24 protein-coding genes and 3 pseudogenes are annotated in these 26252 nt (G+C 64.9%); 11 read left to right on the plus strand and 16 right to left on the minus strand.

The annotated features are described in order from the left end of the window. Positions 1 to 182: 182 nt before the first annotated feature. The 5 genes and pseudogenes from CCR82_RS18415 to CCR82_RS18420 form a co-directional block, all read right to left on the minus strand. Entirely contained in the window at positions 183 to 473 is a 291-nt protein-coding gene (locus tag CCR82_RS18415; RefSeq protein ID WP_242513208.1) for a hypothetical protein, read from the minus strand. A 42-nt stretch (positions 474 to 515) separates the two neighbouring features. Further along, a pseudogene (locus CCR82_RS19240) lies at positions 516 to 581 on the minus strand (hypothetical protein); the annotation flags it as partial. A gap of 23 nt (positions 582 to 604) precedes the next feature. After that, positions 605 to 664, minus strand: a pseudogene (locus CCR82_RS19245) (hypothetical protein); the annotation flags it as partial. Next, positions 661 to 1251 carry a Druantia anti-phage system protein DruA gene (locus CCR82_RS02875; protein WP_338073088.1) on the minus strand — a complete coding sequence of 197 codons (591 nt, stop codon included), beginning with the start codon at positions 1249 to 1251 and terminating at the stop codon, positions 661 to 663. The gene CCR82_RS02875 and the pseudogene CCR82_RS19245, both read right to left, overlap by 4 nt. 73 nt (positions 1252 to 1324) lie before the next feature. After that, positions 1325 to 1540 carry a hypothetical protein gene (locus CCR82_RS18420; protein ID WP_242513209.1) on the minus strand — a complete coding sequence of 72 codons (216 nt, stop codon included), beginning with the start codon at positions 1538 to 1540 and terminating at the stop codon, positions 1325 to 1327. 170 nt (positions 1541 to 1710) lie between these two features. On the opposite strand from CCR82_RS18420, the pseudogene CCR82_RS19250 reads away from it, so the two are divergent. Further along, positions 1711 to 1902: pseudogene (locus CCR82_RS19250) on the plus strand (DUF29 family protein); the annotation flags it as partial. 17 nt (positions 1903 to 1919) lie between these two features. On the opposite strand, the gene CCR82_RS19460 reads toward CCR82_RS19250, so the two are convergent. The 4 genes from CCR82_RS19460 to sulP all read right to left on the minus strand — a co-directional run bounded on the left by CCR82_RS19460 (position 1920) and on the right by sulP (position 6011). Further along, entirely contained in the window at positions 1920 to 2276 is a 357-nt protein-coding gene (locus CCR82_RS19460) for a hypothetical protein (RefSeq protein ID WP_242513210.1), read from the minus strand. 28 nt (positions 2277 to 2304) lie between these two features. Then, positions 2305 to 3102: a BON domain-containing protein gene (locus tag CCR82_RS02885; RefSeq protein ID WP_201243856.1), complete on the minus strand. Its 798-nt coding sequence runs from the start codon at positions 3100 to 3102 to the stop codon at positions 2305 to 2307. Positions 3103 to 3252: 150 nt separating this feature from the next. Beyond that, positions 3253 to 3690, minus strand: coding sequence for a DUF4168 domain-containing protein (locus tag CCR82_RS02890; RefSeq protein ID WP_242513211.1), 438 nt, complete (start codon positions 3688 to 3690; stop codon positions 3253 to 3255). A gap of 560 nt (positions 3691 to 4250) precedes the next feature. Continuing rightward, on the minus strand, positions 4251 to 6011 hold the full coding sequence (gene sulP, locus CCR82_RS02895) for a SulP family inorganic anion transporter (protein WP_201243857.1): 1761 nt from the start codon (positions 6009 to 6011) through the stop codon (positions 4251 to 4253). 209 nt (positions 6012 to 6220) lie between these two features. Here sulP and CCR82_RS02900 point away from each other — a divergent pair, with 209 nt between their 5' ends. Continuing rightward, positions 6221 to 6532, plus strand: a complete 312-nt coding sequence (locus tag CCR82_RS02900; protein ID WP_201243858.1) for a hypothetical protein — start codon at positions 6221 to 6223, stop codon at positions 6530 to 6532. A 77-nt stretch (positions 6533 to 6609) separates the two neighbouring features. Here the strand turns inward: CCR82_RS02900 and CCR82_RS02905 are convergent, their stop codons facing one another. Together CCR82_RS02905 and CCR82_RS02910 are read right to left on the minus strand one after the other, a co-directional pair. After that, positions 6610 to 8013 carry a sigma-54-dependent transcriptional regulator gene (locus tag CCR82_RS02905; RefSeq protein ID WP_201243859.1) on the minus strand — a complete coding sequence of 468 codons (1404 nt, stop codon included), beginning with the start codon at positions 8011 to 8013 and terminating at the stop codon, positions 6610 to 6612. Continuing rightward, positions 8010 to 9572: an ATP-binding protein gene (locus CCR82_RS02910; RefSeq protein ID WP_242513212.1), complete on the minus strand. Its 1563-nt coding sequence runs from the start codon at positions 9570 to 9572 to the stop codon at positions 8010 to 8012. Before CCR82_RS02910 ends, CCR82_RS02905 begins: the two co-directional genes overlap by 4 nt. A 106-nt stretch (positions 9573 to 9678) precedes the next feature. On the opposite strand from CCR82_RS02910, the gene CCR82_RS02915 reads away from it, so the two are divergent. Genes CCR82_RS02915 through CCR82_RS02925 form a run of 3 tightly spaced genes read left to right on the plus strand, consistent with a single transcriptional unit; the run spans position 9679 to position 12932 of the window. Continuing rightward, positions 9679 to 11820 carry a SulP family inorganic anion transporter gene (locus CCR82_RS02915; protein ID WP_201243860.1) on the plus strand — a complete coding sequence of 714 codons (2142 nt, stop codon included), beginning with the start codon at positions 9679 to 9681 and terminating at the stop codon, positions 11818 to 11820. A gap of 48 nt (positions 11821 to 11868) precedes the next feature. Continuing rightward, positions 11869 to 12243, plus strand: coding sequence for an Mth938-like domain-containing protein (locus CCR82_RS02920; RefSeq protein ID WP_201243861.1), 375 nt, complete (start codon positions 11869 to 11871; stop codon positions 12241 to 12243). Further along, a complete protein-coding gene (locus CCR82_RS02925; RefSeq protein ID WP_201243862.1) occupies positions 12243 to 12932 on the plus strand; it encodes a hypothetical protein in 690 nt (229 codons plus the stop codon). The genes CCR82_RS02920 and CCR82_RS02925 overlap by 1 nt, the downstream gene beginning before the upstream one ends. A gap of 3 nt (positions 12933 to 12935) precedes the next feature. Here CCR82_RS02925 and rimI read toward each other — a convergent pair whose 3' ends face one another. Next, positions 12936 to 13439 (minus strand): ribosomal protein S18-alanine N-acetyltransferase, encoded by a 504-nt coding sequence (gene rimI / locus CCR82_RS02930; protein WP_201243863.1) that lies wholly within the window; start codon positions 13437 to 13439, stop codon positions 12936 to 12938. Between the two features lie 307 nt (positions 13440 to 13746). Between rimI and nifJ the strand changes: the two genes are divergently transcribed. Beyond that, positions 13747 to 17337, plus strand: a complete 3591-nt coding sequence (nifJ, locus tag CCR82_RS02935) for a pyruvate:ferredoxin (flavodoxin) oxidoreductase (protein WP_201243864.1) — start codon at positions 13747 to 13749, stop codon at positions 17335 to 17337. Between the two features lie 86 nt (positions 17338 to 17423). After that, positions 17424 to 18440, plus strand: a complete 1017-nt coding sequence (locus tag CCR82_RS02940; protein WP_201243865.1) for a dihydroorotate dehydrogenase-like protein — start codon at positions 17424 to 17426, stop codon at positions 18438 to 18440. An 83-nt stretch (positions 18441 to 18523) separates the two neighbouring features. Here the strand turns inward: CCR82_RS02940 and CCR82_RS02945 are convergent, their stop codons facing one another. Next, complete coding sequence (locus CCR82_RS02945) at positions 18524 to 19282, minus strand: spermidine synthase (RefSeq protein ID WP_201243866.1); 759 nt, start codon at positions 19280 to 19282, stop codon at positions 18524 to 18526. Between the two features lie 187 nt (positions 19283 to 19469). On the opposite strand from CCR82_RS02945, the gene phbB reads away from it, so the two are divergent. The 4 genes from phbB to CCR82_RS02965 all read left to right on the plus strand — a co-directional run bounded on the left by phbB (position 19470) and on the right by CCR82_RS02965 (position 23309). Beyond that, on the plus strand, positions 19470 to 20192 hold the full coding sequence (gene phbB / locus CCR82_RS02950) for an acetoacetyl-CoA reductase (RefSeq protein WP_201243867.1): 723 nt from the start codon (positions 19470 to 19472) through the stop codon (positions 20190 to 20192). 66 nt (positions 20193 to 20258) lie between these two features. Continuing rightward, positions 20259 to 21986 carry a proline--tRNA ligase gene (locus CCR82_RS02955; RefSeq protein WP_201243868.1) on the plus strand — a complete coding sequence of 576 codons (1728 nt, stop codon included), beginning with the start codon at positions 20259 to 20261 and terminating at the stop codon, positions 21984 to 21986. A 54-nt stretch (positions 21987 to 22040) separates the two neighbouring features. Continuing rightward, positions 22041 to 22556: a 3-hydroxyacyl-[acyl-carrier-protein] dehydratase FabA gene (gene fabA, locus CCR82_RS02960; RefSeq protein WP_201243869.1), complete on the plus strand. Its 516-nt coding sequence runs from the start codon at positions 22041 to 22043 to the stop codon at positions 22554 to 22556. Then, positions 22557 to 23309 (plus strand): YceH family protein, encoded by a 753-nt coding sequence (locus CCR82_RS02965; protein WP_338073089.1) that lies wholly within the window; start codon positions 22557 to 22559, stop codon positions 23307 to 23309. A gap of 32 nt (positions 23310 to 23341) precedes the next feature. Here the strand turns inward: CCR82_RS02965 and CCR82_RS02970 are convergent, their stop codons facing one another. From CCR82_RS02970 to CCR82_RS02980, 3 genes are all read right to left on the minus strand, one after another. After that, entirely contained in the window at positions 23342 to 24292 is a 951-nt protein-coding gene (locus tag CCR82_RS02970; protein WP_242513213.1) for a S49 family peptidase, read from the minus strand. 102 nt (positions 24293 to 24394) lie between these two features. Then, positions 24395 to 25087: an HAD-IA family hydrolase gene (locus tag CCR82_RS02975; RefSeq protein WP_201243871.1), complete on the minus strand. Its 693-nt coding sequence runs from the start codon at positions 25085 to 25087 to the stop codon at positions 24395 to 24397. Between the two features lie 2 nt (positions 25088 to 25089). Further along, positions 25090 to 26025, minus strand: coding sequence for an RluA family pseudouridine synthase (locus CCR82_RS02980; protein ID WP_338073090.1), 936 nt, complete (start codon positions 26023 to 26025; stop codon positions 25090 to 25092). Positions 26026 to 26252: the final 227 nt, after the last annotated feature.

The raw sequence follows: 26252 nt of genomic DNA on the forward strand, positions 1-26252 counted from the left end.
GGGCGGGCCACCTCTTCTGATGAATCGAGCGTCTGCGGATTGTCGCTCTCGCCGATGCGCAGATCCAGCGCTTGGCGGTGGCGCCTTTGAGAAGGCGGCTTCAAACCTCGACCGCTCTGTTCCACCCGATCTTCATTTCACCGGTGGAGGAGTGGCTGGGAATCTTGGCGGTGGTTTGCGGATCAAGGTCGAAAACAACACTCGAGGGGTCGCTTGGGGTCTTTGTCCTCGCCGAGGCTGCCGGGCTTGCGCGCCCAGCTGTAGAGATCGAGCAGCCCGAGCGCCACCCGATCCGGGGTCACGGCCAGGGTCGGATGCAGATACAGGCCCCAGCGGCGCTCATCGTTCAGCGGCCCAAGCCCGGCAATGCCCTTCTTGGTGGAATAATCCAGCTCGGTCGTATCTTGGATGCACAGCACCCGGGGATGCGCACGCAAGCGCGCCTCGGTACAGGCGATATGCGGTGCCAGCACGCGCTCGGCGGTGACCGCCTCATGGTCGAACAGGCGGTAGGCGGCGCGGGTCTCGTCCCAGCCTCCACAGGCGGCGGGAAAATACTCACCGTCGGTTTGTCTCCCAATTTCTCCAGCAACTCTCGGGCGCGGCGATTCAGACGTTGATCACCCAGATGGATCCCCGCAAACTCGGCGGCCAGTGCACTCATGCCGCCACCCCCAGCGCGGTGCGAAAGTCCACGCGCAGCGGGTAGACATAGACCGTCTTGCGCGGCAAGGCGGCGCGGTGGTGGCGATCGAGCTTGCCACGCCCGGTGGTCTCGCCCAGCGCCTGCCAGTTCGCGGCCCGGTAGCAGGTGCCGGCAAAGCGTGGTGCCTCGACAAAGGTCTCCAGCAGCACCACCGCCTCACCATAGCGCGCCGAGAAGTCCTGCGCGACGCGACGCGCGGCCAATGCCAAGACCTTCGAGGCCAGGTGCTTGACCTGCACCCAGGGCAGGATGAGAAATCGGGCGTTATTCAGGACCCGCCCCAGATGCGCCTCGCGCGCCTGGCGCGTCCAGCCGATCCAGGTATCACGCGCGGCGACCTTCCAGGCCGCGGCACCGAAGCCGACGGCACCCAGCACCCCGTGGTCCCACTGAATCAGGTAGCGCAGTTGGGCGCCAGGTAGCGGTTTGTAGCCGAGATAGTGGTAGCGATCGATGAGCCCGTTCCACAGCCGTGAGGCGCGTTGATCGGCCACCGGCTCAAGGCGCAGGCCGCTCAGCTCCCTGAGCTTGCCGGTCACCGGCATCGGTTCGGGCCAGCTCTCCGGCCCATGCACGAGACCACGACCATTGCCGTTGCCTCGGCTCGGCGCCGGCAGCTCAAAGGCCAGCGCGATGCAGGCGCAGCAGTCCGACCCGGGCGCTCATGAGCTTGGGGCGGCCTTGCACATCCGTCCAGTCCAAAACCTGGCAGACGCGGTGCGCAATCTCGGCGCGTCGCGGCGGCTGCGCCTCGGTGATCGCTTGGTGAATCTGCGCCAGATCCGCCTTGTTAAACGCCCGCCCGCACAGCCGGCTTGGAATCCTGTTGTCCATCCGCTCTCGCCCCCCATCAGGTGTGATAGGCGGCTATCTCAGCAGATGCGGGATTGTGTCTCCAGCGCCAGTTGGCTCTGACCCTTTTGAGATATGGGTAATGGCATGGTTCTGATCGGGCATCTTTTTACTCCAGCCGACATCGTGATCCGATGAGTTTAGCAAGACTGATGACCAACCCCACAAACAGGCTCGCTGAATACGATGGCGACTTCTATGCTTGGACCCTACAAACCGCGCAACAGCTGCGTTCAGGCCAACTTGATCAGGTCGATCTCACGCAGGTCGCCGAGGAGATCGAAGACATGGGCAAGAGCGACCGCCGCGCACTGGAGAGTCATTTGAAGATCCTGATGCGGCACCTGCTCAAGTGGCATCATCAGCCCAGCCGTCGCGGTGTCGGTTGGCGCTTCTCCATCGCTATTGTCCTGACTTGTGTGATCCGGACATCAAGATGCCTCCGGATACTGATAACAAGGGCTTCTGCCGTCTGGATTAGTGCTGGCGGGACAATAATGCGCGCGATGAGATCGCCGCCATCCTGCGCGATAGCCCGAGCCTCCGGCCGGGACTCGACGAACTCGCCGCCAGCCGTTATCCGGGCGCGCGCAAACAAGCGATCCTCGAGACCGGACTTGCGCCATCCAGCTTTCCAGAGACCTGCCCGTTCAGCGTCGAGCAACTGCTCGAAGAAGACGAACTTGCGAACTGATCCTCGACCCAGTTCGGCTCGCACGGAAAGATGACCCTCGCCCGAGCCCGCCTCACAACAGCCGCTCGATGATCAGGCGCGAATCGACCTCGCGCACCCCGGGGATATTTCCGGCAATGGTCTCGGCAACGCTGCGCTCGGCCGATGAGGTCACTGAGCCGCTTAGCGTCACCACCGCTTCGCGCACCTTGATCTCGATCGCGCGCGCGTTGACCGTCGTATCCGACTGCAACAAGGCCCGCAAACGACCCCTGATCCAGTCGTCCTCGCGCTCCAATTGCTCGGCACGTCCCTGCCGCTCGCGCTCACCGGGGATCAAGCCGGGATCGACACTGATGTAATTGAAGACCTCGTTGACGCCCTCGGTGCTCTCGGCCATCGCCGCCATGCGATCCTTGGTCGCCGAGGCGCCGACCTGACCATGTAAGCGCACCACCCCGCGCTCGACCTCCGCCCGCACATCCAGCGGGATGTTCCTGACCTGCCAGCGCAGCCGCTGTTGCAGCCGGGCGGCGGTGGTTCGATCCTGTACCTCGGTGATCAAGCCGCTGTTCGCCTCCGGCATCGGCGCCTCGAGATCCAACGCCGACGCAACCTCGGTGTCCTCGCCGGCGATCAGCCGCGCGAGCTGCGTGGCGAGCGTGGCCTCGATCTCATTGGCAACCGCGCCTTCGAGACGTAATCCAGCATCGCTTGCTTGCACCTCGATGCGATAGCCACCCAGCAAGGGGTTCATATCGATCAGCACCTGTGCCTTGGCCGCGCGCTCGGCGGGCGCGGCGCTCTCGGCACTCACTGGCAGACTCATGGCGCCGAGCACGAGCGCTGCTGCGAAACGGCTTATACGCATACCCATCTCCTGATCACCTGCCCGATCAACTGATCGTCGAAACACAAAGAAAGCCGCCGAACACAATGGCCGGCGGCTCACTTGCGACGCCTTCAGCAAGCGCCGCTCAACAAGCCCGAGAGGGCTTGCGTTGGGTGGATGCCCACGCGATCAACGGGCCTCATTGACGGCCGTCTTCACCCGCTCGGCGAGTTCCGGATCTTGGCGCATGCCAACGGCGATATCATTGTACTGCTCCACCGAGATGCCGCTGTCCTCGACGCTTTTCGCCATCTCATCCTGAGCTTCCCGCTGCATGGTCTGAGCGGCCTCGGCGCTCGGCGCCTCGGATAGCTTCTCGGTCAGATCCTCGCTGATCTCCTGCACCGACAGGAAGGCATCAGCGAATTCCGAGACCGTCGCATCGTCGACATCCAGCGGAGCGCTGGGCGCGGGCGCCTGATAGCCCGCGCCTTGGGCGCCGGCTCCAGCACCCTGCTGAGCCCCAGGTTGGCCAGCCCCGCCCTGAGCAAAGGCAGCGCCCGTGGCGCTCAGCAGGGCAACCGTCGCCAGTGCGGTGATAAGCGGATTGAGTGTCATCGTTTTCATCGTCAAACCTCCAGGTGAGACGTTTGTGAATGGCATTTTCACTCTTTCACTTGCCGTGCCAACTTTGAAAACAGGATGCACCGCCGATCAATCAATGGCTTATAACTCCTGGCCCGCTCCGGCACCGACACGGGACAGTCCGGCAAGCGAGTCATTTCGACACATGTGGCGTTGTGCTACGTGACATCCTGACTCTGTTGATCGAGCTTGCGGGAGTGCTCCCCTGAGCGTCCCAGGGCAATCGCATCAAATATTACTTATATTCTGAATCTTTAATATCTTTTAATTCAATGCGTTATATCTGCTATGCGACGGATCTCGGTTCCATCCAGCAGAAATGCTGCTGGATTCTCCCGCAGACCCCGTGCGACGAGTGTCTCCGAGCGTCGATTGCTGGCAAGGACTTTGAACCCTCGCTCTATCCACGCTCAGAAATTCGGGCTCTACGTTCTCCACCATGCTGATTTCGCTAGCATATAAGTGCTCTTTAATATTAGCGTATCTTGATGCGATTGCCCTGCTGAGCGTCCCGCCGAGCCCCATGCCTGACTTGATGGCCTTCAACCCCCTGCGCATTCATGGAAGATCCGCTTGTCGCAGGTTGCACAGACCGCCTTATCGAGCTTCTGGTAGATCGCATGGATCGCCGCCTCCTTGCCCCGGAACACATTGCGGGCGCCCCTCGCCTCGATACAACCACAGGCTTCGAGCGTCTCCCACAGCCCCTGCTTGACGTTGATCAGGTACAGGTCGCCGCCCTCGCGCTGGCGGCGCTTGGCCTCATCTGCCAAGGCCTGTCCGCCCTGAAGATCGACAAAATTGATGCCATCGGCCAGGATGGCCAGATGTTTTTGGGTCGGATGACGCGCGCGCAGCAGATCAAAGCCGCGCTCGACATGGGCGACCGAGCCGAAGAACAGCGAGCCATCGATACGGATGAAGCGCAGCTGCGGACACTGAGTCACCTCCGGCTCGCTGGAGAAGGCATGCTTGGGCAACCGCGGATCGGGGGCCAGGGTCACGATGCGCGGCTTCGAGGTCCGCTCCAGATAGAGCACCAATGACAGCAACACCCCGGCGAAGATCGCAAACTCCAGTTCCAGGAACAACGCGGAAAAGAAGGTGACGCTGAGGACCGCCGTCTCGCGCTTGGAGGCCACCAGGATGTGGCGGATCTCTTTGCGATCGACCAGCCCCCAAGCGACCAGGAACAGAATCCCGGCCATTGCCGCTGTGGGCAGGTAACTCGCCAGCGGGGCGACCAGCAGCACGATGACCATCAACAGCAGGGCGGCAAAGATCGCTGCTAATGGCGTCCGCGCACCCGCCTCGAAGTTGACGCCGCTGCGATTGAACGAACCAGTGGCGACATAGCCGGAGAAGAACGAACCGGCAATGTTCGACAACCCCTGTCCGATGAACTCCTGATTGCCATCGATGCGATAGCCACCGCGCGCCGCGAGCGCACGCGCAATCGAGACCGCTTCGGTGAGCGCGAATAGGGTCACCGCGAGTGCGGTCGGTGCCAGCTGCTTGATCTGATCGAAGGTCGAGATCGGCGCCGAGAGCGGCGGCAGGCTTGCCGGCAAGGCGCCGACCGTGGCGATGCCCGTGTTTGCCTCACCCAGCCAGGCATTGAGTCCCAGGGCGACCAGGCTGCCACCCAGCATCGCCGCGATCATATAGGGCATCCTTGGCAACCAACGTTTGACCGCAATGCCGACCAGCAAGGTGGAAACGGCAACCGCCGTGGCGCTGGGGTTGATGTCGATCGCATGCTGGCCGAACTCGATCAGGATGTCGTGGAAGTGGCCACTGCTGTCCATCTCCAAGCCAAAAAAGTGCTTCAGCTGCTTGGCGGCGATCAGAAACGCTGCCCCGGCGGTGAAGCCGACCACGACCGAGTGCGAAATGAAATTGACCAGCGCCCCGAGGCGCGCAAACCCGAGCGCCAATTCGAGCACGCCGACCATGAAGGTCAGGGTCAGCGCCAGGCTCACATAGTCCGGTGTCCCCGGCACCGCGAGCAGCGAGAGCGACGAGAACAGCACCACCGAGGCCGCCGTCGTCGGCCCGGAGACCAGGTGGCGCGACGAGCCGAAGAGCGCGGCGATGATCGCCGGCACCATGCCGGCATAGAGGCCATATTCCGGCGGCATGCCGGCGATGGTCGCGAAGGCCACGCCTTGCGGCAGCACGATGATGGCGCCAGTCAGCGCCGCCATGAGGTCGGCGCGCAGATCCTCCGGGCGCACCTTGGGCAGCCAGATCAGGAAGGGAAACAGCCACGTCAGTCGGCCGCGGAGTCGTGCAGGGGCCATAGGCGTCTGACCTCAACTTGCTCATCAGGAGTCAGTTTGACACGGGTCGGATCGACACATGTATCCAATCAATACGCCCGCCTCTCTCTTGCGGGTGCGACTGCTCGGCCTGTGCAGTGCAGCCTGTTGGGGTCTTGCGGCGATCCCAACGCTTGGCATGTCATCTGCATTGCGCTTGGTTCACTGAAAAACCACGGAGCATGATGACGATGAATGATGAACGGCATTCGACGGCGCGCCCGTTTGCAACCTTGACGACGATCAGCCTTGGGCTGTTAGCGAGCGCTGCCCTGGCGCTCACCGTCGGCTGCAACGGAACCGATATGGGTACGCTGGAAGAGCAGGATCTCCCGGAGCCGAAGCAGCCGGAGTGGAATTACAAACAGCCCGAGTCACCGCAAGCACCCGACCCGAACCCAAGCGCGGGTGGCACGATGGGCAACCCGAATGATGGCGCACCCTACGGTGCCCCGGCTGATGAGCCAGCAGGGGATCTAACCGACGGCCAGAGCCAACGCTGACTCTAAACGCATCCGCACCAGGGCGCAGGCATGAACGTGACAGCCGAGCGAGTCATTCCGACATGTGTGGCGTTGTGCTACGTGACATCCTGGCCCTGTTCATCGAGCTTGCGGTAGAGCGTCTTGCGGCCGATCCCGAGGATCTTGGCCGCGCGCTGCTTGTTGCCTTCGGTCCAATCCAGCACCGAGCGGATATAACGCGCCTCGACCTCGGCCAGCGTGTGCCAGTCTTCATCTGAGCGCGCCGCCGATGGCACAGGAGCACCTGCATGAGCGCTGCCCTGATCACCTCGCTGAGCCCGGAACTCGGCGCGCACCCGCTCGGGCAGATCCTCGAGCCCGATCACCGCGTCCGGCGCCAGGGTCACGGCGCGCTCGACCAGACTTGCCAGCTCGCGCACGTTGCCGGGATAGCCGTAGCCCAACAAGGCACGCCAGGCCTCGGGCGCGAAGCGTCGCGCGGGACGCTCGCGCGCGACTGTCTGTGCCTTCAGGAAATGCTGCAACAAGGCGGCGATGTCCTCGCCCCGCTCACGCAGCGGCGGTACCTGGATGCGGAAGGTCTCCAAACGGTAGAACAGATCCTCCCGGAACTGCCCCTCGGCGATGCGCTCGCCGATCTTGCGATGGGTCGCGGCGATGATGCGCACATCGGTGCTGATCTCGCTATTAGCGCCGACCGGGCGCACCTGACCGTCTTGCAACAGCCGCAGCAGCTTGGTCTGCATCGCGGGCGGCATCTCGGCGATCTCATCGAGGAACAGGGTGCCACCATCGGCCTCGACGAACAGCCCCTGACGCGCGCCCCGCGCACCGCTGAAGGCACCGGCGGCATGACCGAGCAGCTCGGATTCGAGCAAGGCCTCCGGGATGCCGGCGCAGTTGAGCGCGACGAAGGGCGCGGCGGCCCGCGGGCTTTCGGCATGCAGCGCCCGCGCGACCAGCTCCTTGCCGGTGCCGGACTCGCCGGTGATCAACACACTGCTGTCGGACTGGGCGACGCGGCGGATCAGGTCATAGAGCGCGCGCATCGCCGGACTCTGACCGCGCATGCCATGGAACTCGCCGCCGGCGAGCACCTCTCGATACTGCGCCACCTCGGCCTGTAATTGCCGGTTCTCCAGTACCCGCGCCACCGCCAGGCGCAGATGCTCGAGATCGACCGGCTTGGTCAGGAAGTCATCGGCGCCGGCCTTGAGCGCGGCCACCGCCTGGCCGATGGTGCCGAAACCGGTCAGCATGATGAAGCCTGGCCTCGGGGTCAGCGCGCGGGTCGCTTGCAAGACCGCGAGCCCATCCTCGCCCGGCAGCCGCAGATCGCTCAGCACCAAGGCCACGCTTTGATGCGCGAGCACGGCGCGCGCGGCGGCGGCATCACCGGCCCCGGTGAGCGCATAACCAGCGTCCTCGAGTTCCTCGATCAAGAGCTGACGATAGCCGCTATCGTCCTCGACCACTAGGATCACATCAGCTTCAGTCATGTCAGCCTCACTGCTCGTTCGACGTCGGCCGAGGCGCGCTCCGACAGCGGCAAACAGATCAGGAAACAGGCACCCCGTTGTTGTTTGGGCTCGAGCACGAGGCGGCCACCATGCTCGGCAATGGCCGCGCGCGCCACCGCCAGCCCAAGGCCGGTGCCCTGTCCAGCTGGCTTGGTGGTAAAGAACGGCTCGAACAAGCGCTCGACGGCCTCGGCGCCGATCCCGGGCCCATCATCACGCACCCGCAACAGCAGTCGATCATCGACGCGCTCGGCGCTGATCTCGACCCAGCTCGCCGCCGCCTGCACGGCATTGTCGAGCAGATTCCCCAAGGCCTGCTCCAGGCGCAGCGGGTCGGCCAGCAGCCTGAGTTCGGCCAGGGCCTCGGGCCGCTCGATCGCCACCTCTACATCCTGGCGCGACGAGGCCTGCCGCGAACGCGCGACGACGCCATCGATCAAGGCCGCCAGTTCGACCGGGCGACGATTCAACGGCCCCTGGCGGGCGAAATCGAGCAATTCGCGCACGATGCGCTCGACGCGTGCGAGCTCGGCCAACAGTTGCGCGAGTTCGGCCTGCGCCGGCGCATCGGCCGGCAAGCGGCGCGCGGCGCGTTGAGCGCGTCCGGCGACGCTGCCGAGCGGGGTGCCAAGCTCATGCGCCAGACCCGCCGCCAGCCGCCCGATCGCCGCCAGCTTCTCCGATTGGCGCAGCTCGCGTTCGAGTTGTGCCTCGCGCGCGCGTTGCTCGCGCAGACCTTGCTCGGAGGCCTCCCAGCGCCCGATCATGGCGTTGATGCTGGTACCGAGACGGCGTAATTCATCCGGTCCACGCTGCGGCACGCGCAGGCCGGCCTGACCGGTCCCGATCGGCTCCATGGCCCCGGTGAGGGCGCGCACATGGCGGCCGACGGCGCGATGATGGCCGATCAGCACCACCAGCACGAAGACCACCGCCAGCAACCCCAACGCGCTGCCACCGAGCCAGCGCAGGCGCGCTAGATAGTCGTGGAAGCGCGACAGATCGCGCGTCACTTGCAGCAGCCCGACCACCTGCCCAGCCGGATCGGACAGCGGCAGAAAGAACGAGAACACCTCACGGCCACGGCGCTCTTCGACACTGCCCTGGGTGCCCTCGGCGGTCACCGCGCGGGCATCGCGGCGGCGCTCCAACAACGGGCTGCGCGGGCCGCTGGTCGCGACCCGCTCGCCGGCGCTGTCATAGACATAGGCGCCGAACACCTGATCGATCTGGAACACCGAGTCCAAGGCCTCGTGGACTGCATCGGTCTCGCCGCGCACCATGGCCGCCGCGATCGGCAGCCGGATCGAGCGCGCCACCAGTTCGATGTCATCCTGCAGGCGCCGCATCATCTGCCCCTCGAGTTCGCGCAGCCCGAGCATGCCCACGGCCACCAGGATGCCGAGCAGCGGCAGCAGCACGAACAGCAGGACGGCGTTGCGCAGGGAGTTGAAACGTTGCATGCCGGGCATTGTGCCGCAGAGCGCCGGCGCGCGTCGCACCGGGCACGGGCGCTGGCGCCCAGCATTGTCATTCATCGATACCTTGCCCTCTTAAACGTCAATGATCGATCCAGGACCAGTAGGCTAGAATCGAGGCCACGAGAACACCGATGACCTGACGTATCGAACTCCGAGACGCCCCATGCGCCCCAACCTGTTGAATAGCTTCTTCCCGTTCCTGCGCTGGTTCCCGCTCTCGGGGGATCAACTGCGTGGGGATCTCATCGCCGGCATCACCGTTGCGCTCGTCCTGGTGCCGCAGAGCATGGCCTATGCCCAGCTCGCCGGTTTGCCGGTGGTCTATGGTCTCTACGCCTCCTTCATGCCGGTGATCGTCGCCTCGCTCTGGGGCTCGCTGCCGCAGCTGCATACCGGCCCGGTGGCGATGCTCTCGCTGATGTCGGCCGCCGCCGTGCTGCCGCTGGCGGCCATCGGCAGTGAGGACTTCATCGTGCTCTCGGTGATGCTGGCGCTGATGGTCGGCGTGCTGCGCCTGGTTCTCGGGCTGCTGCGCATGGGCATCCTGGTCAACTTCCTCTCCAGTCCGGTGATCGTCGGCTTCACCAATGCCGCCGCCCTGATCATCGGCCTGTCACAGCTGAGCAAGATCCTCAATGTGCCCTTCCCGCGCACCGATAACTTCGTGCTCGATCTCTGGACCGTGGTCGAGCAACTGCCGCAGACCCATCTGCCGACCCTGCTGTTCGCGATCGCGACCTTCGCCATCATCCTCGGCGCGCGCCGGGTGATCCCGAAGATTCCCGGCGTCTTGCTCGCCGTGGTGCTGACGACGCTAGTGAGCTGGGGGATCGCCTTCGAGCGCAATCAACTGGTGCCGATCGATGCGCTGCAGGATCAAGAGGCGCGCGAGCTGGCCACTGGCTATGCCAGCACCGCGCGCGCCATCGACTCGCTCGGCGTCACCACCGCGCGCATGAATCAGGAGCTGCGCACGCTGATCAACGCCGATGATCCCGAGCGTTTCAACGAACTGGCGCTGTTGGAGGCCGATCTGCGCGTGCTCAACCGCGAGATGAACCAGCGCAAGCTCGCCAACAACGAGCGCCAGGTGGCGCTGCACAACCTGCGCTTCGAGCATGTGCTGAGCGAGGACGGTCAGGATCTGTTCTATCGTCATGGCAAGGTGCCCGATGCGGTCGACGCGGACGGCCACACCTGGCGTATCAACACCGTCGATGGCGACCAGATCAAGATGATGGGCGGCGGCGCGGTGGTCGGCGCCATCCCGGCCGGGCTGCCGAGCTTCCAGATGCCCGAGATGCGCATGGACTTCTTCTGGACCCTGCTGCCCTCGGCGCTGGTGATGGCGCTGATCGGTTTCATGGAGGCGACCTCGATCTCCAAGGCCATCGCCGCCCAGACTCGCGAGCGAGTCGATACCAGTAAGGAGCTCGTCGGTCAGGGCCTGGCCAACATCGTCGGCAGCTTCTTCAGCTCCTACACCGTCAGCGGCTCCTTCTCACGCTCGGCGGTGGCGGCCAAGAACGGCGCCAAGACCGGCCTGTTCGCGATCATCAGCGCCATCGCCGTGATGTTGGTGCTGCTGTTCCTGACCCCGCTGCTCTATCACTTGCCGCAAGCCGTGCTGGCGGTGATCGTGATGATGGCGGTGTTCGGGCTGATCAACCTGCGCTCCTTGGTGCGCGCCTGGAAGATCGAGCGCCAAGAGGCCGTGGTCGGCATGATCACCTTTCTCGCCACCCTGGCCATGGCACCGCAGCTGGCCAACGGCATCCTGCTCGGTGCCGGCCTGGCCATCATCCTGTTCCTGGTGCGTACCATGAAGCCGCGCACCGATATCCTCGGGCGCCTGCCCGATGGCAGCCTGGGCGGGATCAGCATCAATAAGGTCGAGCCGATCGGCAAACGCTTCATGGCCGTGCGCTTCGACGGTTCGCTCAACTTCGTCAACGCCTCGCGCTTCGAGGACGTGTTGCTCGAGGCGCGCTCGCAGAATCCGCAGGCGCGCGCGGTGTTGATCGACGGCAGTGGCATCAACGATGTCGATGTCACCGGCGAGGAGCGGCTGCGCGATGTGATCGAGACCTTCCGCGACAATGGCGTCGAACTCTACTTCTGCAGCCTTAAGGCCCAGGTCTACGAGACCCTGCACCGCGGCCGACTCTTCGATCTGCTCGATGAGTCGCACTTCATCCGCACCCGGCAGCGGGCGCTCGCGTTCATGGAGGAGACCTTCGACGATGACGACAGCACCCATCCGCCCGCGCCAGCGGTTGGTCCGAGTACGCCGGTGCTCGGATGATCGCTGCGCGGGTTGTCTCGGGCGCCAGCGTCGGTTAGGGTCGGGTCGATGAAATTCTCCGAGTTCGACACCGACGCCGGGCCCCTGATCGAGGCCTACGGGCCTGGGCAGGTGCGTATCCAGGGCCAAGACTACCAGCGCAGTCTGGCGGTGACCGCTGGGCAAGTGCTCAGCGACTGGGGTCCACCCAGGTTCGAGGCGCTTGAGCCCGCGCATTTCGAGGCCCTCGCCGCGCTCGCACCACAGGTGGTGGTGCTCGGCACCGGCGCTCGGCAGCGGTTTCCCGATCCGGCGCTCTATGCCGCGCTGCTCGCGCAAGGCATCGGCATCGAGATCATGGACACCGGCGCCGCCTGTCGCACCTACAACATCCTCGCCGGCGAGGGCCGGCGGGTGGTCGCGGCCCTGATCAACGACGCCTGATGGACCGCAAGATCCTGCTCTCGGTGCTGACCGGCGCCCTGCTCGCCTTCATCGGCCTCTGGATGCTGCTCTCGGCCTTTCCCGACCAGCGCGCGGGCCTGCGGCTCTACCCCTGGGAGGTCGCGCGCACGCCAAGCGGGCAGGTGCAGGTGTTTGGGCTCACCCTCGGCGAGAGCACGCTCGCCGATCTGCGCGCGCTGCTCGGGGAGGACGGCAAGCTGAATCTGTTCGCCGAGACCGCGCCCGATGCGCCCGATACCGATTTCGCCGTCGAGGCCTACTTCGACAACATCCTGCTCAGCAATCTGAAGGCCGATTGGGTGGCCTCGCTCGCCGTCCAGCAGGATCGGCTCAGTGGGATGTATGATCGAGGTCTGCGCGCCAGTAAGCTCGCCAGCGGCAGCCGCAAGGTCAAGCTCGATCCCGACGACGCCGAGGCTCTGAGCGAGGCGCCGATCCGCTCGCTCACCTATCTGCCCTGGAAGAGCCTGCGCCCGGAGGATATCGTCGGGCGTTTCGGTGAGCCACGGCAGCGGATCACCGAGGAACGCGGCGTGGTCCATTGGCTCTATCCGGAGCAGGGCCTCGACATCGCCCGCGATCCCGATGGTGGCGTCGTCATCCAGTACCTGAACCCGGCCGACTTCGAGCGCGCCTTAGCGCCCCTCGACACGGAAACGCACAGCTGAGCGTCACAGCGCACGCGCCATCAGCACCGCGTCTTCGCGGCTGGCTCGGCTTGAGTCGGTGCCCGGACCGGCGTTCGCATCGGCGCTGGGGTAATAGCCCTTGCGCAGGCCGATCTCATCGAACCCCTCGGCCTGGTAGAGCCGGATCGCACCCTGGTTCGAGGCGCGCACCTCGAGGAAGGCGGTATCCGCCTCGCGTTGGCGCGCGAGCGCGAGCGCTCGGCGCAGCAGACGACGTCCCAAGCCACGGCCTTGATGGCTCGGCGCCACGCACAGGTTCAGGATGTGGCACTCGCCTGCGGCCACCGACATCACCGCGTGCCCAATCAAGCGTCCGGCCCGATCGGCCACCAGACAGTAATAGCTTGCACGCAAACAGTCGCGGAAGATGCCCTCGCTCCAGGGCACTGCATAGGCCGCGCACTCGACCTGCATCACCTCGGTGAGATCGGCCTCGGTCATGCGCCGCAAGGCGATCGCGCGCTCCGGTGTCAGGGGTAGAGTCATGCGCCGATTATAGCCAGCCGCGAGATCGCCAACAGTATCATCAGGGAACCGCCAAGGTGTTAATCAATAATGAGATTTAACCCAAACCGAAAGAGACGGAAGGTCTCCCCGAGCCGTTTGGGAGCAACCGTCTCGATTTCCTGACACGGATCATGTGCAAGGTGAATTCCTGGCCGTTCTTGAACCGAGATCAGCCGATGAAGGCCGGAATCTCGTTATAGTTTCGCCGAGTTCTCCGTCTCCGGCCGAGCCGGTGCAACGGGCTCCTCGGCCGGAGCACCCATCACCCATCCAACGTGGTAACACGATGTCGCAACAGCACATGGTCACCATCGACGGCAACGAAGCCGCCGCTTACGTCGCACACTTGACCAACGAGGTCATCGCCATCTACCCCATCACGCCCTCGTCCAACATGGGCGAATGGGCCGATGAATGGTCCTCGTTGGGGGTCAAGAATCTTTGGGGCACGGTCCCCAGTGTCATCGAGATGCAGAGTGAAGCTGGCGCCGCCGGGGCCATCCACGGCGCGCTCCAGGCCGGGTCCCTGTCGACCACCTTCACCGCCTCGCAGGGGCTGCTGCTGATGATCCCGAACATGTACAAGATCGCCGGCGAGCTGACCCCGGCGGTGTTCCATGTCTCGGCACGCTCGCTGGCCGCCCAAGGCCTGTCGATCTTCGGCGATCACTCCGACGTGATGGCCTGCCGCGCCACCGGCTATGCGATGTTCTGCTCCGGCTCGGTGCAGGAGGTCATGGACTTTTCCCTGATCGCGCAGGCGGCGACGCTCGAGTCGCGGGTGCCCTTCCTACACTTCTTCGATGGCTTCCGCAGCTCGCACGAAGTCAACAAGATCGCAAAGCTCTCGCACGAGCAGATCCGCGCCATGATCGACGAGGATTTGGTCAAGGCCCATCGCGAGCGGGCGATGAATCCGGACCATCCGATCATTCGCGGCACCAGCCAGAACCCGGATGTCTACTTCCAGGGCCGCGAGACGGTGAATCCGTACTATGCCGCGCTGCCCGACATCATCCAACAGCGCATGGATCAGCTCGCCGAGCTGACCGGCCGCCAGTACACGCTCTTCGAGTACGTCGGCGCCGAGGATGCCGAACAGGTCATCCTGTTGATGGGCTCCAGCATCGGCGCCGCGCAGGAGGCCGTCGAGCATCTCGCCGCCGAGGGCCAGAAGGTCGGCCTGATCAAGGTCCGGCTGTTCCGCCCGTTCAGCAAGGCGCATCTGCTCGAGGCCCTGCCGGTCACGGTCAAGACCGTCGGTGTGCTCGATCGCTGCAAGGAGCCCGGCTCCAATGGCGAGCCGCTCTATCTGGACGTGATCACGGCACTGGCCGAGGCCGTCGCCGAGGGCAACATGGCGACGATGCCGCGCGTGGTCGGCGGGCGCTACGGCCTGTCGTCGAAGGAGTTCACCCCGGCCATGGTCAAGTTCGTCTTCGACGAGCTGGCCAAGGACACGCCGAAGAACAAGTTCACCGTCGGCATCATCGACGATGTCAGCCACAGCAGCCTGGAGTGGGAGCCCGGTTTCAAGCCAGCCGTGACCCAGGGCGTGACCGAGTGCGTGTTCTATGGTCTCGGCTCGGACGGCACCGTCTCGGCGAACAAGAACTCGATCAAGATCATCGCCGAGGAGACGCCGAACTTCGGCCAGGGCTACTTCGAGTACGACTCCAAGAAGGCCGGCGCGGTGACCATCTCGCACCTGCGCTTCGGCCCCAACCCGATCAACAGCACCTATCTGATCGGTGACGACGAGGCCAGCTTCGTCGCCTGCCATCAGCCGACCTTCCTGACCCGCTACGACATGCTCGCCAAGGCCAAGGACGGCGCGACCTTCCTGCTCAACTCGCCGACCCCGGCGGATCGGATCTGGGATGATCTGCCCAAGTCGATGCAGCAGCAGATCATCGACAAGGGCCTGACGTTCTATGTCGTCGATGCCTACGACATCGCCGAGAAGACCGGCATGGGGCGGCGCATCAACACCATCATGCAGACCTGCTTCTTCGCCATCTCCGGCATCCTGCCCAAGGACGAGGCGATCGCCAAGATCAAGGACGCGGTGAAGAAGACCTACGGCAAGAAGGGCCAACGCCTGCTCGATCGCAACTATGCCGCCATCGATGCCACGCTCGAGGGTCTGCACCAGGTGGCTGTCCCTGGCAGCGCCAGCAGCAGTTTCGAGCGCCCGCCAGTGGTCCCGGCCAATGCCCCGGATTTCGTCCAGCGCGTCACCTCCACTCTGATCGCGAACAAGGGCAACAGCCTGCCGGTGAGCCTGATGCCGGCCGATGGCACCTGGCCGACCGGCACCACGCGCTACGAGAAGCGCAACATCGCCCTCGAGCTGCCGCAATGGGAAGACGATCTCTGCACCCAATGCGGCAAGTGCCCCATGGTCTGTCCGCATGCGGCGATTCGCGCCAAGGTGTTCTCGGAGGAGGCCCTTGCCGCCGCCCCGGAGGGCTTCCAGAGCGCCAAGCTCAAGGGCAAGGATTTCCCCGAGGGCTACCGCGTCAGCTATCAGGTCGCGCCTGATGATTGCACCGGCTGCGGGCTCTGTGTCGAGGTCTGCCCGATCCGCGACCGCAAGGACCCCAGCCGCAAGGCGCTGAACATGCGCCCGGCCGAGGAGCGCCACGACCTCGAGGTGCCGAACTGGGAGTTCTTCCTGTCGCTGCCCGAGTACGACCGCAGCAAGCTCGACGCGAGCAAGATCAAGCACGCGATGATGCTGCAGCCGCTGTTCGAGTTCTCCGGCGCCTGCGTCGGCTGCGGCGAGACGCCCTACATCAAGCTCGCCACCCAACTGTTCGGCGACCGCATGCTGATGGGCAACGCCACCGGCTGTTCGTCGATCTACGGCGGCAACCTGCCGACCACGCCCTACACCACCAATCCCGACGGTCGCGGTCCGACCTGGAACAACTCGCTGTTCGAGGACACCGCCGAGTTCGGCCTTGGCTTGCGCATGGCGGTCGACAAGCAGACCGAGCAGGCGCGCGAATATGTCGCCCTGCTCGCCGACAAGATCGGCACCGACCTGGCCGACGGGCTGCTGACGACCGATCAGAGCACCGAGACCGGGATCTTCGAGCAACGTCAACGGGTCGCCGCGCTCAAGGACAAGCTCGCCGGCATGGACAGCCGCGAGGCCAAGGTCCTGCTCAGCGTCTGCGAGAACCTGGTCAAGCGCAGCGTCTGGATCGTCGGCGGTGACGGCTGGGCCTACGATATCGGCTACGGCGGTGTCGACCACGTCCTCTCGACCGGGCGCGATGTCAATCTGCTGGTGCTCGACACCGAGGTCTACTCCAACACCGGTGGCCAGACCTCGAAGGCCACACCGATGGGCGCGGTGGCCAAGTTCGCCGCTGGTGGTAAGCCGACCTTCAAGAAGGATCTGGCGATGATGGCGATGGCCTACGAGAACGTCTATGTCGCCCAGATCGCCTTTGGCGCCAAGGACGTGCAGACCATCCGTGCCTTCCTCGAGGCCGAGTCCTACCCCGGCCCCTCGGTGCTGATCTGCTACTCGCCCTGCATCGCGCACGGTGTCGACATGTCGAACAACCTGCGCCAGCAGGACATGGCGGTCAACTCTGGCCATTGGCCGCTGTTCCGCTATGATCCGCGCAAGATCGCGCAGGGCGACAACCCATTGCACATGGACAGCAAGGCGCCGAGCATCCCGTATCGGGACTATCTGGCCAGCGAGACCCGCTTCAGCGTGCTCAACCGCACGCACCCGGATGACGCCGAGCGCTTCCTGAAGCTCGCGCAGAAGCACGTCGAGAGCAAGTACTCGCTCTATGAGCAACTCGCCCATCTGGCCTGGCAGAAGGCGGAGAAGCCCGCGAACGCCGAGTGAGACCCTGAACTGCTGTCAGCGCGCGGGGTGCCAAGGCCCCTCGCGCGCGCAGTCACCCGACGACGACCTTCGCCCCGGAGATCCCCATGGACCTGACCACCAACTACCTCGGCTTCACCCTCAAGAACCCGATCGTTCCCTCTTCATCGCCGCTGTCCAAGAGCATCGCGCAAGCGAAGGAGCTCGAGGACCAGGGCGCCTCGGCGCTGATCATGTACTCGCTATTCGAGGAGGCCGTGACCACCGAGACCGAGACCATGAACCGCTTCCTGCACCAGCAGGACACCGGCTTCGCTGAGATCGGCGAGGGCTTCATCCCGGACTGGAACGACTTCAGTACCGGGCTCGACAACTACCTGGACAATGTTCGCAAGCTCAAAGAAGCGCTCGATATCCCGATCATCGCCAGCCTCAACGGCGTCACCCCGGGCGGCTGGATCGCGCATGCCAAGGAGCTCGAGCAGGCCGGTGCCGATGCACTCGAGCTCAACGTCTACTATGTCGCCGCCGACATCAACCTCGATGGCAGCCAGGTCGAGGAGCGCTATCTCGAGATCCTGCGGCTGCTCAAGAGCCAGATCAGCATCCCGATCAACATGAAGCTCTCGCCGAGCTTCAGCTCGGTCGGCAGCATGGTGCGGCGTCTGGCCGAAGGCGGCGCCGATGGCGTGTCGCTGTTCAACCGCTTCTATCAGCCCGACATCAATATCGACAGCCTGCGATTGCAGCCGAGCCTGCATCCCTCGACCTCGGCCGAGGCGCTGCTGGCGATGCGCTGGATCGCGATCCTCTACGGGCGCATCGATGGCCTCTCGCTCGGTGCCACCGGCGGCATCCATACCGCCGAGGATGCCATCAAGCTGCTGCTCGCCGGTACCGATGCGGTGCATCTGTGCAGCACGCTGCTCAAGAACGGCGCCCCGCAGGTCGCGCGCATCCTCGAGGGCATCACGCACTGGATGGAGGAGCAGAGCTTCGAGTCGATCGCTGATATGCGCGGTCGTGTCAGCGCGCTCGCGGTGCCGAATCCGGCCGATTTCGAGCGTGCCAACTACGTCAACATCATCGACAGCTACAGCTTCTCGCCCGGCGTGCTGGTCTGAGGCCGAAGAGGCACATCCACCCAATCACCCAATAACAACGGCCCCGCGTACGTTTGGCGCGGGGCCGCGCTGTGGCGACAATTTCAAACCAGGTCGTGATCCTCAAGCCGGAAGCCCAGCAGCTCGAGAATGAGCCCCGTCACGGCACCACCGAGCATCCCGCCCAAAGCCCCGGAGGGGACCTCGCTCAACACCTGATCGATCACCGAACGCTCGTCGCCGAAGAGCATCGGCGTCGTCATCCCCGCCATCAGCCAGACCCCGGCGCCAACCACCGAGGCGATCAGCCCCGCGACCAAAGGCGCGGCCAGGCTATCCGGCAGCCAGCCATGGCAGGCCTGCACGATCCAATGCTCGTTCAATTGGTACAGCGTACCGACGATGGCCACCACGCCAGCGGCCATCACGAAAGGGCCCACGGGCGTTTCCAGGGTTGTCAGCACCACCACCAGTGCTAAACCGGCACCAAAACCAGCGAGCATCCCGGTCAGCGTCTCGGCTAGGGGTCGGGCATTCTGCCTGCCGGTCCAGGCGAAAAAGGCGCCGGCCGCGATCCCGGTAGCGGCAGCCAAGAGCGTGATCATCGCTAGCTCGATCTGCTGTCCGGAGGTCACAAGGTAGCCGATCGACGCCAAGACACCAGCCGTCGCTCCCACCAGGGCCAAGGGCATGGCGCTGTAGAACGCGGCCGTCGTCATTGCCGCGGCAACGGCCCCAACCACCAGCGGCTGCCAACCGCCGAGCCCGAGCACCACCAAGACCTCATATAAGCCGATGAACAAGCCGCCGAACAAGGCCCCGGCCAGGCTCCAAACCAACAGCGATACGATGATCGCAATCATGCGTTCTCTCAAGGCGACCACTCCTCCAAGCTTGGCGTCATTCTTCTTCGTGCCATTTTAGCTGGCCCGGGCACGCGCGTCGCCGCGAAACGCCGTTGGCGTCTGCGTTACTATGTCGCAAGCGCGATGCGGCTAATCGCAACGCGGCATAACAAGAACCTACCAAAGACGAGAGCGAGAGAGAGACATGGCAAAAACAGCATTGATCACCGGCGGCACCCGTGGCATCGGCGAGGCAATCAGCGTCGCGCTCAAGGAAGCCGGCTATCAGGTCGCGGCCAACTATGGCGGCAATAATCAGGCCGCCCAGGCCTTTACCCAACGCACCGGCATCCCGGCCTACCGATTCGATGTCGCCGATTTCGACGCCGTCGCCGCCGGCATCACGCGCATCGAGCAGGAGTTGGCCCCCATCGATGTGCTGGTCAACAATGCCGGCATCACCCGTGACGGCACCCTGCACAAGATGCGCCCGGATCAGTGGCAGCAGGTCATCGACACCAATCTGGGCTCTTGCTTCAATTGCGCGCGCGCGGTCATCGACGGCATGCGCGAGCGCGCCTTTGGGCGTATCGTCAACATCGGCTCGATCAACGGCCAGGCCGGCCAATATGGCCAGGTCAACTATGCGGCGGCCAAATCCGGCATCCATGGCTTCACCAAGGCGCTCGCCCAAGAGGGCGCGGCCAAGGGCGTCACCGTCAACGCGGTCGCGCCCGGTTATGTGGATACCGAGATGGTGCGTTCGGTGCCGGCCAATGTGCTCGAGAAGATCATCGCCCGCATCCCGGTCGGTCGCCTTGGCCAGCCCGAGGACATCGCGCGCGCGGTGCTCTTCCTGGTCGCCGATGAGGCCGGATTCATCACCGGGACCACCCTCTCGATCAACGGCGGACAGCACATGTATTGATCAGCGGTTGTCCAACCCCCACCGCGCCGATAGACTTCGGCGCTTTGCTCGCGAGTCCCGCCGCCCATGCGTACCTCAGAATTTCCGCTGAACACCGTCAAAGAGACGCCGGCCGACGCCGAAATCGCCAGCCATCGGTTGATGCTGCGGGCCGGCATGATCCGCAAGCTCGCCGCTGGGCTCTACACCTGGCTGCCATTGGGCTTGAGGGTGCTGCGCAAGGTCGAGCGCATCGTGCGCGAGGAGATGGACCGCGCCGGCGCGCTCGAGGTCGCGATGCCGGCGGTGCAACCGGCCGAGCTGTGGCAGGAGTCGGGGCGCTGGGAGCAATACGGTCCCGAGCTGTTGCGGATCAAAGACCGCCATCAGCGCGAGTTCTGCTTCGGCCCGACGCACGAGGAGATCATCACCGAGCTGGCGCGCAATGAGCTGCGCAGCTACAAGCAACTGCCGATCAATTACTATCAGATCCAGACCAAATTCCGCGACGAGATCCGCCCGCGCTTCGGCATCATGCGCGCGCGCGAATTCCTGATGAAGGACGCCTACTCGTTCCATGTCGATCAGGACTCGCTCGCCGACACCTATGCGCTGATGTACGAGACCTATAGCCGCATCTTCCGCCGCTGCGGGCTCGATTTTCGCGCCGTGCAGGCCGACACCGGCGCCATCGGCGGCAACGCCTCGCACGAGTTCCACGTGCTCGCCGACTCCGGCGAGGATGCCATCGCCTTCTCGACCGGCAGCGACTACGCCGCCAATGTCGAGCTGGCCGAGGCGGTCGGACTCGAGGCCAGCGCACCGGCGCCCGGCGAGGAGTCGCGCCTGGTTGACACCCCCAATGCCAAGACCATCGCCGATCTGGTCGACGGCTTTGGCCAGCCGATCGAGCGCACGGTCAAGACCCTGGTCGTCGCCGGCGCCGACCCGGAGACCGGCGCCGAATCCGGCCTGGTCGCGCTGCTGGTGCGCGGCGATCACGAGCTGAATCCGCTCAAGGCCGAGAAGCTGCCGCAGGTCGCGAGCCCGCTGCGCATGGCCAGCGAAGAGGAGATCCGCGCCGCCATCGGCGCCGGCCCCGGCTCGCTGGGCCCCAAGGATCTGCCGATCCCCTGCATCGCCGATCGCAGCGTCGCTGCCAGCGCCGACTTCAGCGCCGGCGCCAACCAGGACGGCAAGCATTGGTTCGGGCTCAACTGGGGCCGCGATCTGCCGACACCCGAGGTGGCCGATCTGCGCAACGTCGTCGAGGGCGACCCCAGCCCGGACGGTCAGGGCACGCTGACCATCGCGCGCGGCATCGAGGTCGGTCATATCTTCCAGCTCGGGCGCAAGTACAGCGAGGCGATGAAGGCCGTGGTGCTCGACGAGGCCGGCAAGGCGGTGACCCTGACCATGGGCTGCTACGGCATCGGCGTCTCGCGCGTGGTCGCCGCCGCCATCGAGCAGCATCACGACGAGCGCGGCATCCGCTGGCCGGCCAGCATCGCGCCGTTCGAGGTCGCGCTGCTGCCGATGAAGCTCGGCAAGTCGTTTCGCGTGCGCGAGGCCGTCGACGACCTCTATGAACGGCTCAAGGCGGTCGGCATCGAAGTCCTGCTCGACGACCGCGACGCCCGCCCCGGCGCCATGTTCGCCGACATGGAATTGATCGGCATCCCCCACCGCGTCGTCATCGGTGACAAGCACCTCGATGACGGCCAGGTCGAATACAAGGGTCGGCGCGACGCCGAGATGCAACTGATCGCGCTCGACGAGATCGTCCCCTTCCTCGAGCGCACGTTGGCCCGCTGAGCACGCGCGCCGGCCACTGCCCTCGCCCCACCGAGACGGAATCCCAAACCCAGAATGAGCAAAACCGAATCCTTCGATCGCGAGCAACTGCTCGCCTGTGGCTACGGCGAGATGTTTGGGCCCGGCAATGCCCAACTGCCGGTGCCGAACATGCTGATGATGGACCGCGTGACCCGCATCGCCGACTATGGTGGCGAATACGGCAAGGGCGAGATCGTCGCTGAACTCGACATCAAACCGGAACTCTGGTTCTTCGGCTGTCACTTCCCCGGTGATCCGGTGATGCCGGGCTGTCTCGGGCTCGACGCCATGTGGCAGATTGTCGGCTTCTATCTGGCTTGGATCGGCAACCCCGGCCACGGCCGCGCGCTCGGCGTCGGCGAGGTCAAGTTCAGCGGCCAGGTGCTGCCGAGCGCCGAGCAGGTCACCTACCGCGTCTGCATGAAGCGGGTGATCTCACGCAAGCTGGTGCTCGGCATCGGCGATGGAACCATGGATGTCGATGGTCGCGTCATCTATACCGCTAAGGATCTGCGCGTGGGCCTGTTCACCTCCACCGAGGGCTTCTGAGTGAGCAGCGAGCCCGGTTTCGACACCGAGAACGATCAGCCGAGGCAGGCCTCGGCAGCATCAATCGAGCTGACCCCCGATGAGGCTCAGTCCCGCGAGGCCATGCTGACGCCGATCGAGGCGCGCGTGCTCGGCTGCCTGATGGAAAAGGAGCGCACCACGCCGGATCAATATCCACTCACGCTGAATGGTCTCGTCACCGCTTGTAATCAGAAGAGCGCCCGCGACCCGGTGATGAAACTCACGCCTGGGGAGGTGGGCCACTGCGTCGGCCAACTGCGCGACCGCGGTCTGGTGCATGCTAGCTCCAACGGCCGCAGTGAGCGTTTCGACCACAAGCTCACCGGGCATTTCATGCTCGATCGCCAGCAACAGGCGTTGCTCTCTGTGCTCATGCTGCGCGGTCCGCAGACCACCGGCGAATTGCGCACCCATTGCGCGCGGCTCGCCGAGTTCGCCGGTCTGAACGCGGTGCAGATCTCGCTCGATCAGCTCGCGCATCACAACCCACCGCTGGTGCGCGAACTGCCACGCCAACCGGGTATGCGCGAGCAACGCTTCGTGCATCTGCTCTGCGGCGAGCCCAAACTCGCGCCACCACGCCCGGCAGCTGCGACCTCCGAACCTGTTACCGTGACAAGGTCGGTCGCAATCTCAATCGAGGACTGGGAAGCGCTCATCGATCGGATTGAACGGCTTGAAGCCGAGGTCAATGAGCTAAAAGCCGAGCGGCCCACAGAACTCTCTCGATGAGGGCGAGCGCAGCCAAGGCTGGCTGCCCGAACCTATCTAAGGGATGGCACGGCCGCGCCGGTTAGCTCGGCGAGCCTAGCGGCAAAAGCCGTGCCCACACGCTCGGCAAAGCGTTCGAGCAGATCGCGTTCCTGGCTGTAGTCGACCAATTTTTCGGTGCCGACGATCTTCCTGGCGACAGAGGCCGCACTGCCAAGACCATCGCTGAGACCAAGTTCGAGACTCTCTTGGCCGGTCCAGAACAGCCCGCTAAACAGCTCATCGCCGCCCTGGAGGCGATCGCCGCGACCTTCCTTGACGGCAGAGATGAACTGCTGATGGAGGTTATCGAGTAGTCCTTGGATGAAGGTCCGGTCCCAGTCGTCGAAATCCGAGAAGGGATCGAGGATGCCCTTGTGCTCGCCGGCGGTGAGCAGGCGGCGTTGGATGCCGAGTTCATCGAGCGCGCGTTTGAAGCCGAAGCTATCCAAGCGCACGCCGATGGAGCCGATCAGCGTCGCCCGGTCGACATAGATTGCATCAGTAGCGCTGGCGATGTAGTAGGCCCCCGAAGCGCAGACATCGGCGGCGACGGCGTACACCGGTGTGTCTGGATAGAGTTCGCGCAGGCGGCGGATCTCGTCGAAGACATAGCCGGACTGGACCGGACTGCCGCCGGGACTGTTGATACTCAGGATGATGGCCTTGACCGTGTCCGCCTCGAACGCCTGGTGCAGCCCCTTGATGATGCGCTCCGCGCTCGCGCTGGTCTTGTCCGCGATCAGCCCTTCGATCTTGATCACCGCCGCATGCTCGCCGGTCGCGCCCATCGAATCGCCGAGGCCGTCGAGGACGAGCGTCGCCGAGAGCAGGATGACATAGGCGAGCAGACCGAGTTTGAGCACCAGGCCCCAGCGCCGCGAGCGCCGTTGCTGACGCAGGAATTCGACCGCGAGCCGGTTGATCAGGGCGCGCTCCCAGTGCGGGTCATCGGTGGCCGGCATCGGGTCTCGGTGAGCACGCTCAGCGCGTGTCCAACGGCTGATCCAGGAAGGTAGCTTCATTGTGTAGGGTACGACAGCAGTCAGGATTGGAGTGTAAGGGAGTCAGTGCAGGAGCCAGTCCGAAAGCACGGCGATCGACGGTGCGCAGGCCAGCGGTTGCTGCGCGAGCAGCCGTTCCGGCGTCTGCGTGCCATAGCCGACCGCGAGCACCCGCACGCCGGCAGTGTGCGCCATCTGCAGATCGTAGTCGGTGTCGCCGATCATTAGGGTGACAGCGGGCGAGACACCGAGTTCATCCATGAGTTCATGCAGCATCCCCGGATGCGGCTTGGAAAAGGTCTCCTCGGCGCAGCGCGTGGCATGGAACCAGGGCCGCAACCCGGTTAGATCCAGGGCTTGATCCAGCCCGCGGCGGCTCTTGCCGGTGGCGACCGCCAGCAGCCGACCCCGCGCATGCAGGCCCTCGATCAGGGCCTGGACGCCCTCGAAGAGCGGCGTCGGGGTGGCATCGGCGATCAGATAATGATGGCGATAACGGGCGATGAGTTCCGCGAGGGTCTGCTCGCCGTCGAAGCCCGGCAGGCGCCGGATGGCCTCCTCGAGCCCGAGACCGATGACCCCACGCACTGCAGTCGCAGGCGGCGAGGCGAGACCGAGATCCCTGAACGCCGCCTGCATGCTCGCCACGATGCGCCCCTCCGAATCCATCAGGGTTCCGTCCCAATCGAACACGACGAGTTCGATGTCTTGCAGCCTCAGGGCTGCCTCGCTGTTTGCCTCACTGCTTAGGTCCATGGTCAGGTCCAAGATGTCTCCTCGAGTCGTTTCAAGACCGCCTCCAACGCCGCTGGGAGCGGTGCCGTGACATGCACGGGCGGCTGATCCTCCCTCGGGCGAAAGCTCAGGGCCGCCGCGTGCAAAAACAAGCGTTTCAATCCGAGCGTCTGCAGGCGTGCATTGGTGGCCGGATCGCCGTATTTGGGGTCGCCCGCGACCGCCGCGCCGAGGTAGGCCGCATGCACCCGGATCTGATGCGTGCGACCGGTTTCCAGTTCGGCCTCGACCAGGGTCAGGGCGCCCAGGCGTTGGCGGACGCGAAAGCGGGTCCGCGACGGCTTGCCAGCGTGCGGGTCGACCCGCACCACCCGCTCGCCGCCGCGCACGCGGTTGGTGCTCAGCGCGGCGGCCACCTCGATCTCGGCTTGCGGCAATGCGCCACAGAGCAATGCCAGATAGCGCTTGTCGACCTCGCCCTCGCGCAGCTGCGCATGCAGGCGCCGCAACGCACTGCGGCGCTTGCTGATCAGCAGGCAGCCGGAGGTGTCCCGGTCGAGCCGGTGCACCAGCTCCAGCTCGGCGCCGGGGCGCATGGCGCGCAGGCTCTCGATCACGCCCAGGTTGATACCACTGCCGCCGTGCACGGCGAGACCGGCCGGCTTGTTCAGCACCAGCACCAGGTCGTCCTCATAGAGCAGCGCCTCGGCGAGGCGATCCTGGAGCCGGGCCGAGGGCGTGATAGACGCGCCCTGCTCCGCTCTGCGCAGCGGGGGCAGCCGCACCTGGTCGCCCTCCTCAATCCGTTGCGATGGGCGGGCGCGGCCCTTATTGACACGCACCTCACCGCGCCGTAGCAGCCGATAGACGAGGCTGCGCGGCACACCTTTCAAGTGCGCCAAGAGGAAATTATCGATGCGCTGGCCAGCGGTCTCCGCGTCGATTTGGACCCATTCCACCTGAGAAATTCCGGCGCGGGTTGGCGCTGAAGCCGGCGCCGAGGGTGCGCGCTCCGGGCTTTCCGAGTGTTTACTCGAGCGCGCCTTCAGCGCCGAGGCGCGTGACTTACCGCGCGCCGAGGGCGCGGACCGGGGGCGCGCGCCGCGCGGGTGTTTCGTCGACGACTTCGGGGTCAATTGCCGGTACCGAGAAAGCTTGCTAGCATTCGAGGCTTGTGCTGTGTGCG

The sequence above is a fragment of the Halochromatium salexigens genome, assembly GCF_016653295.1.
GTDB lineage: Bacteria > Pseudomonadota > Gammaproteobacteria > Chromatiales > Chromatiaceae > Lamprobacter > Lamprobacter salexigens.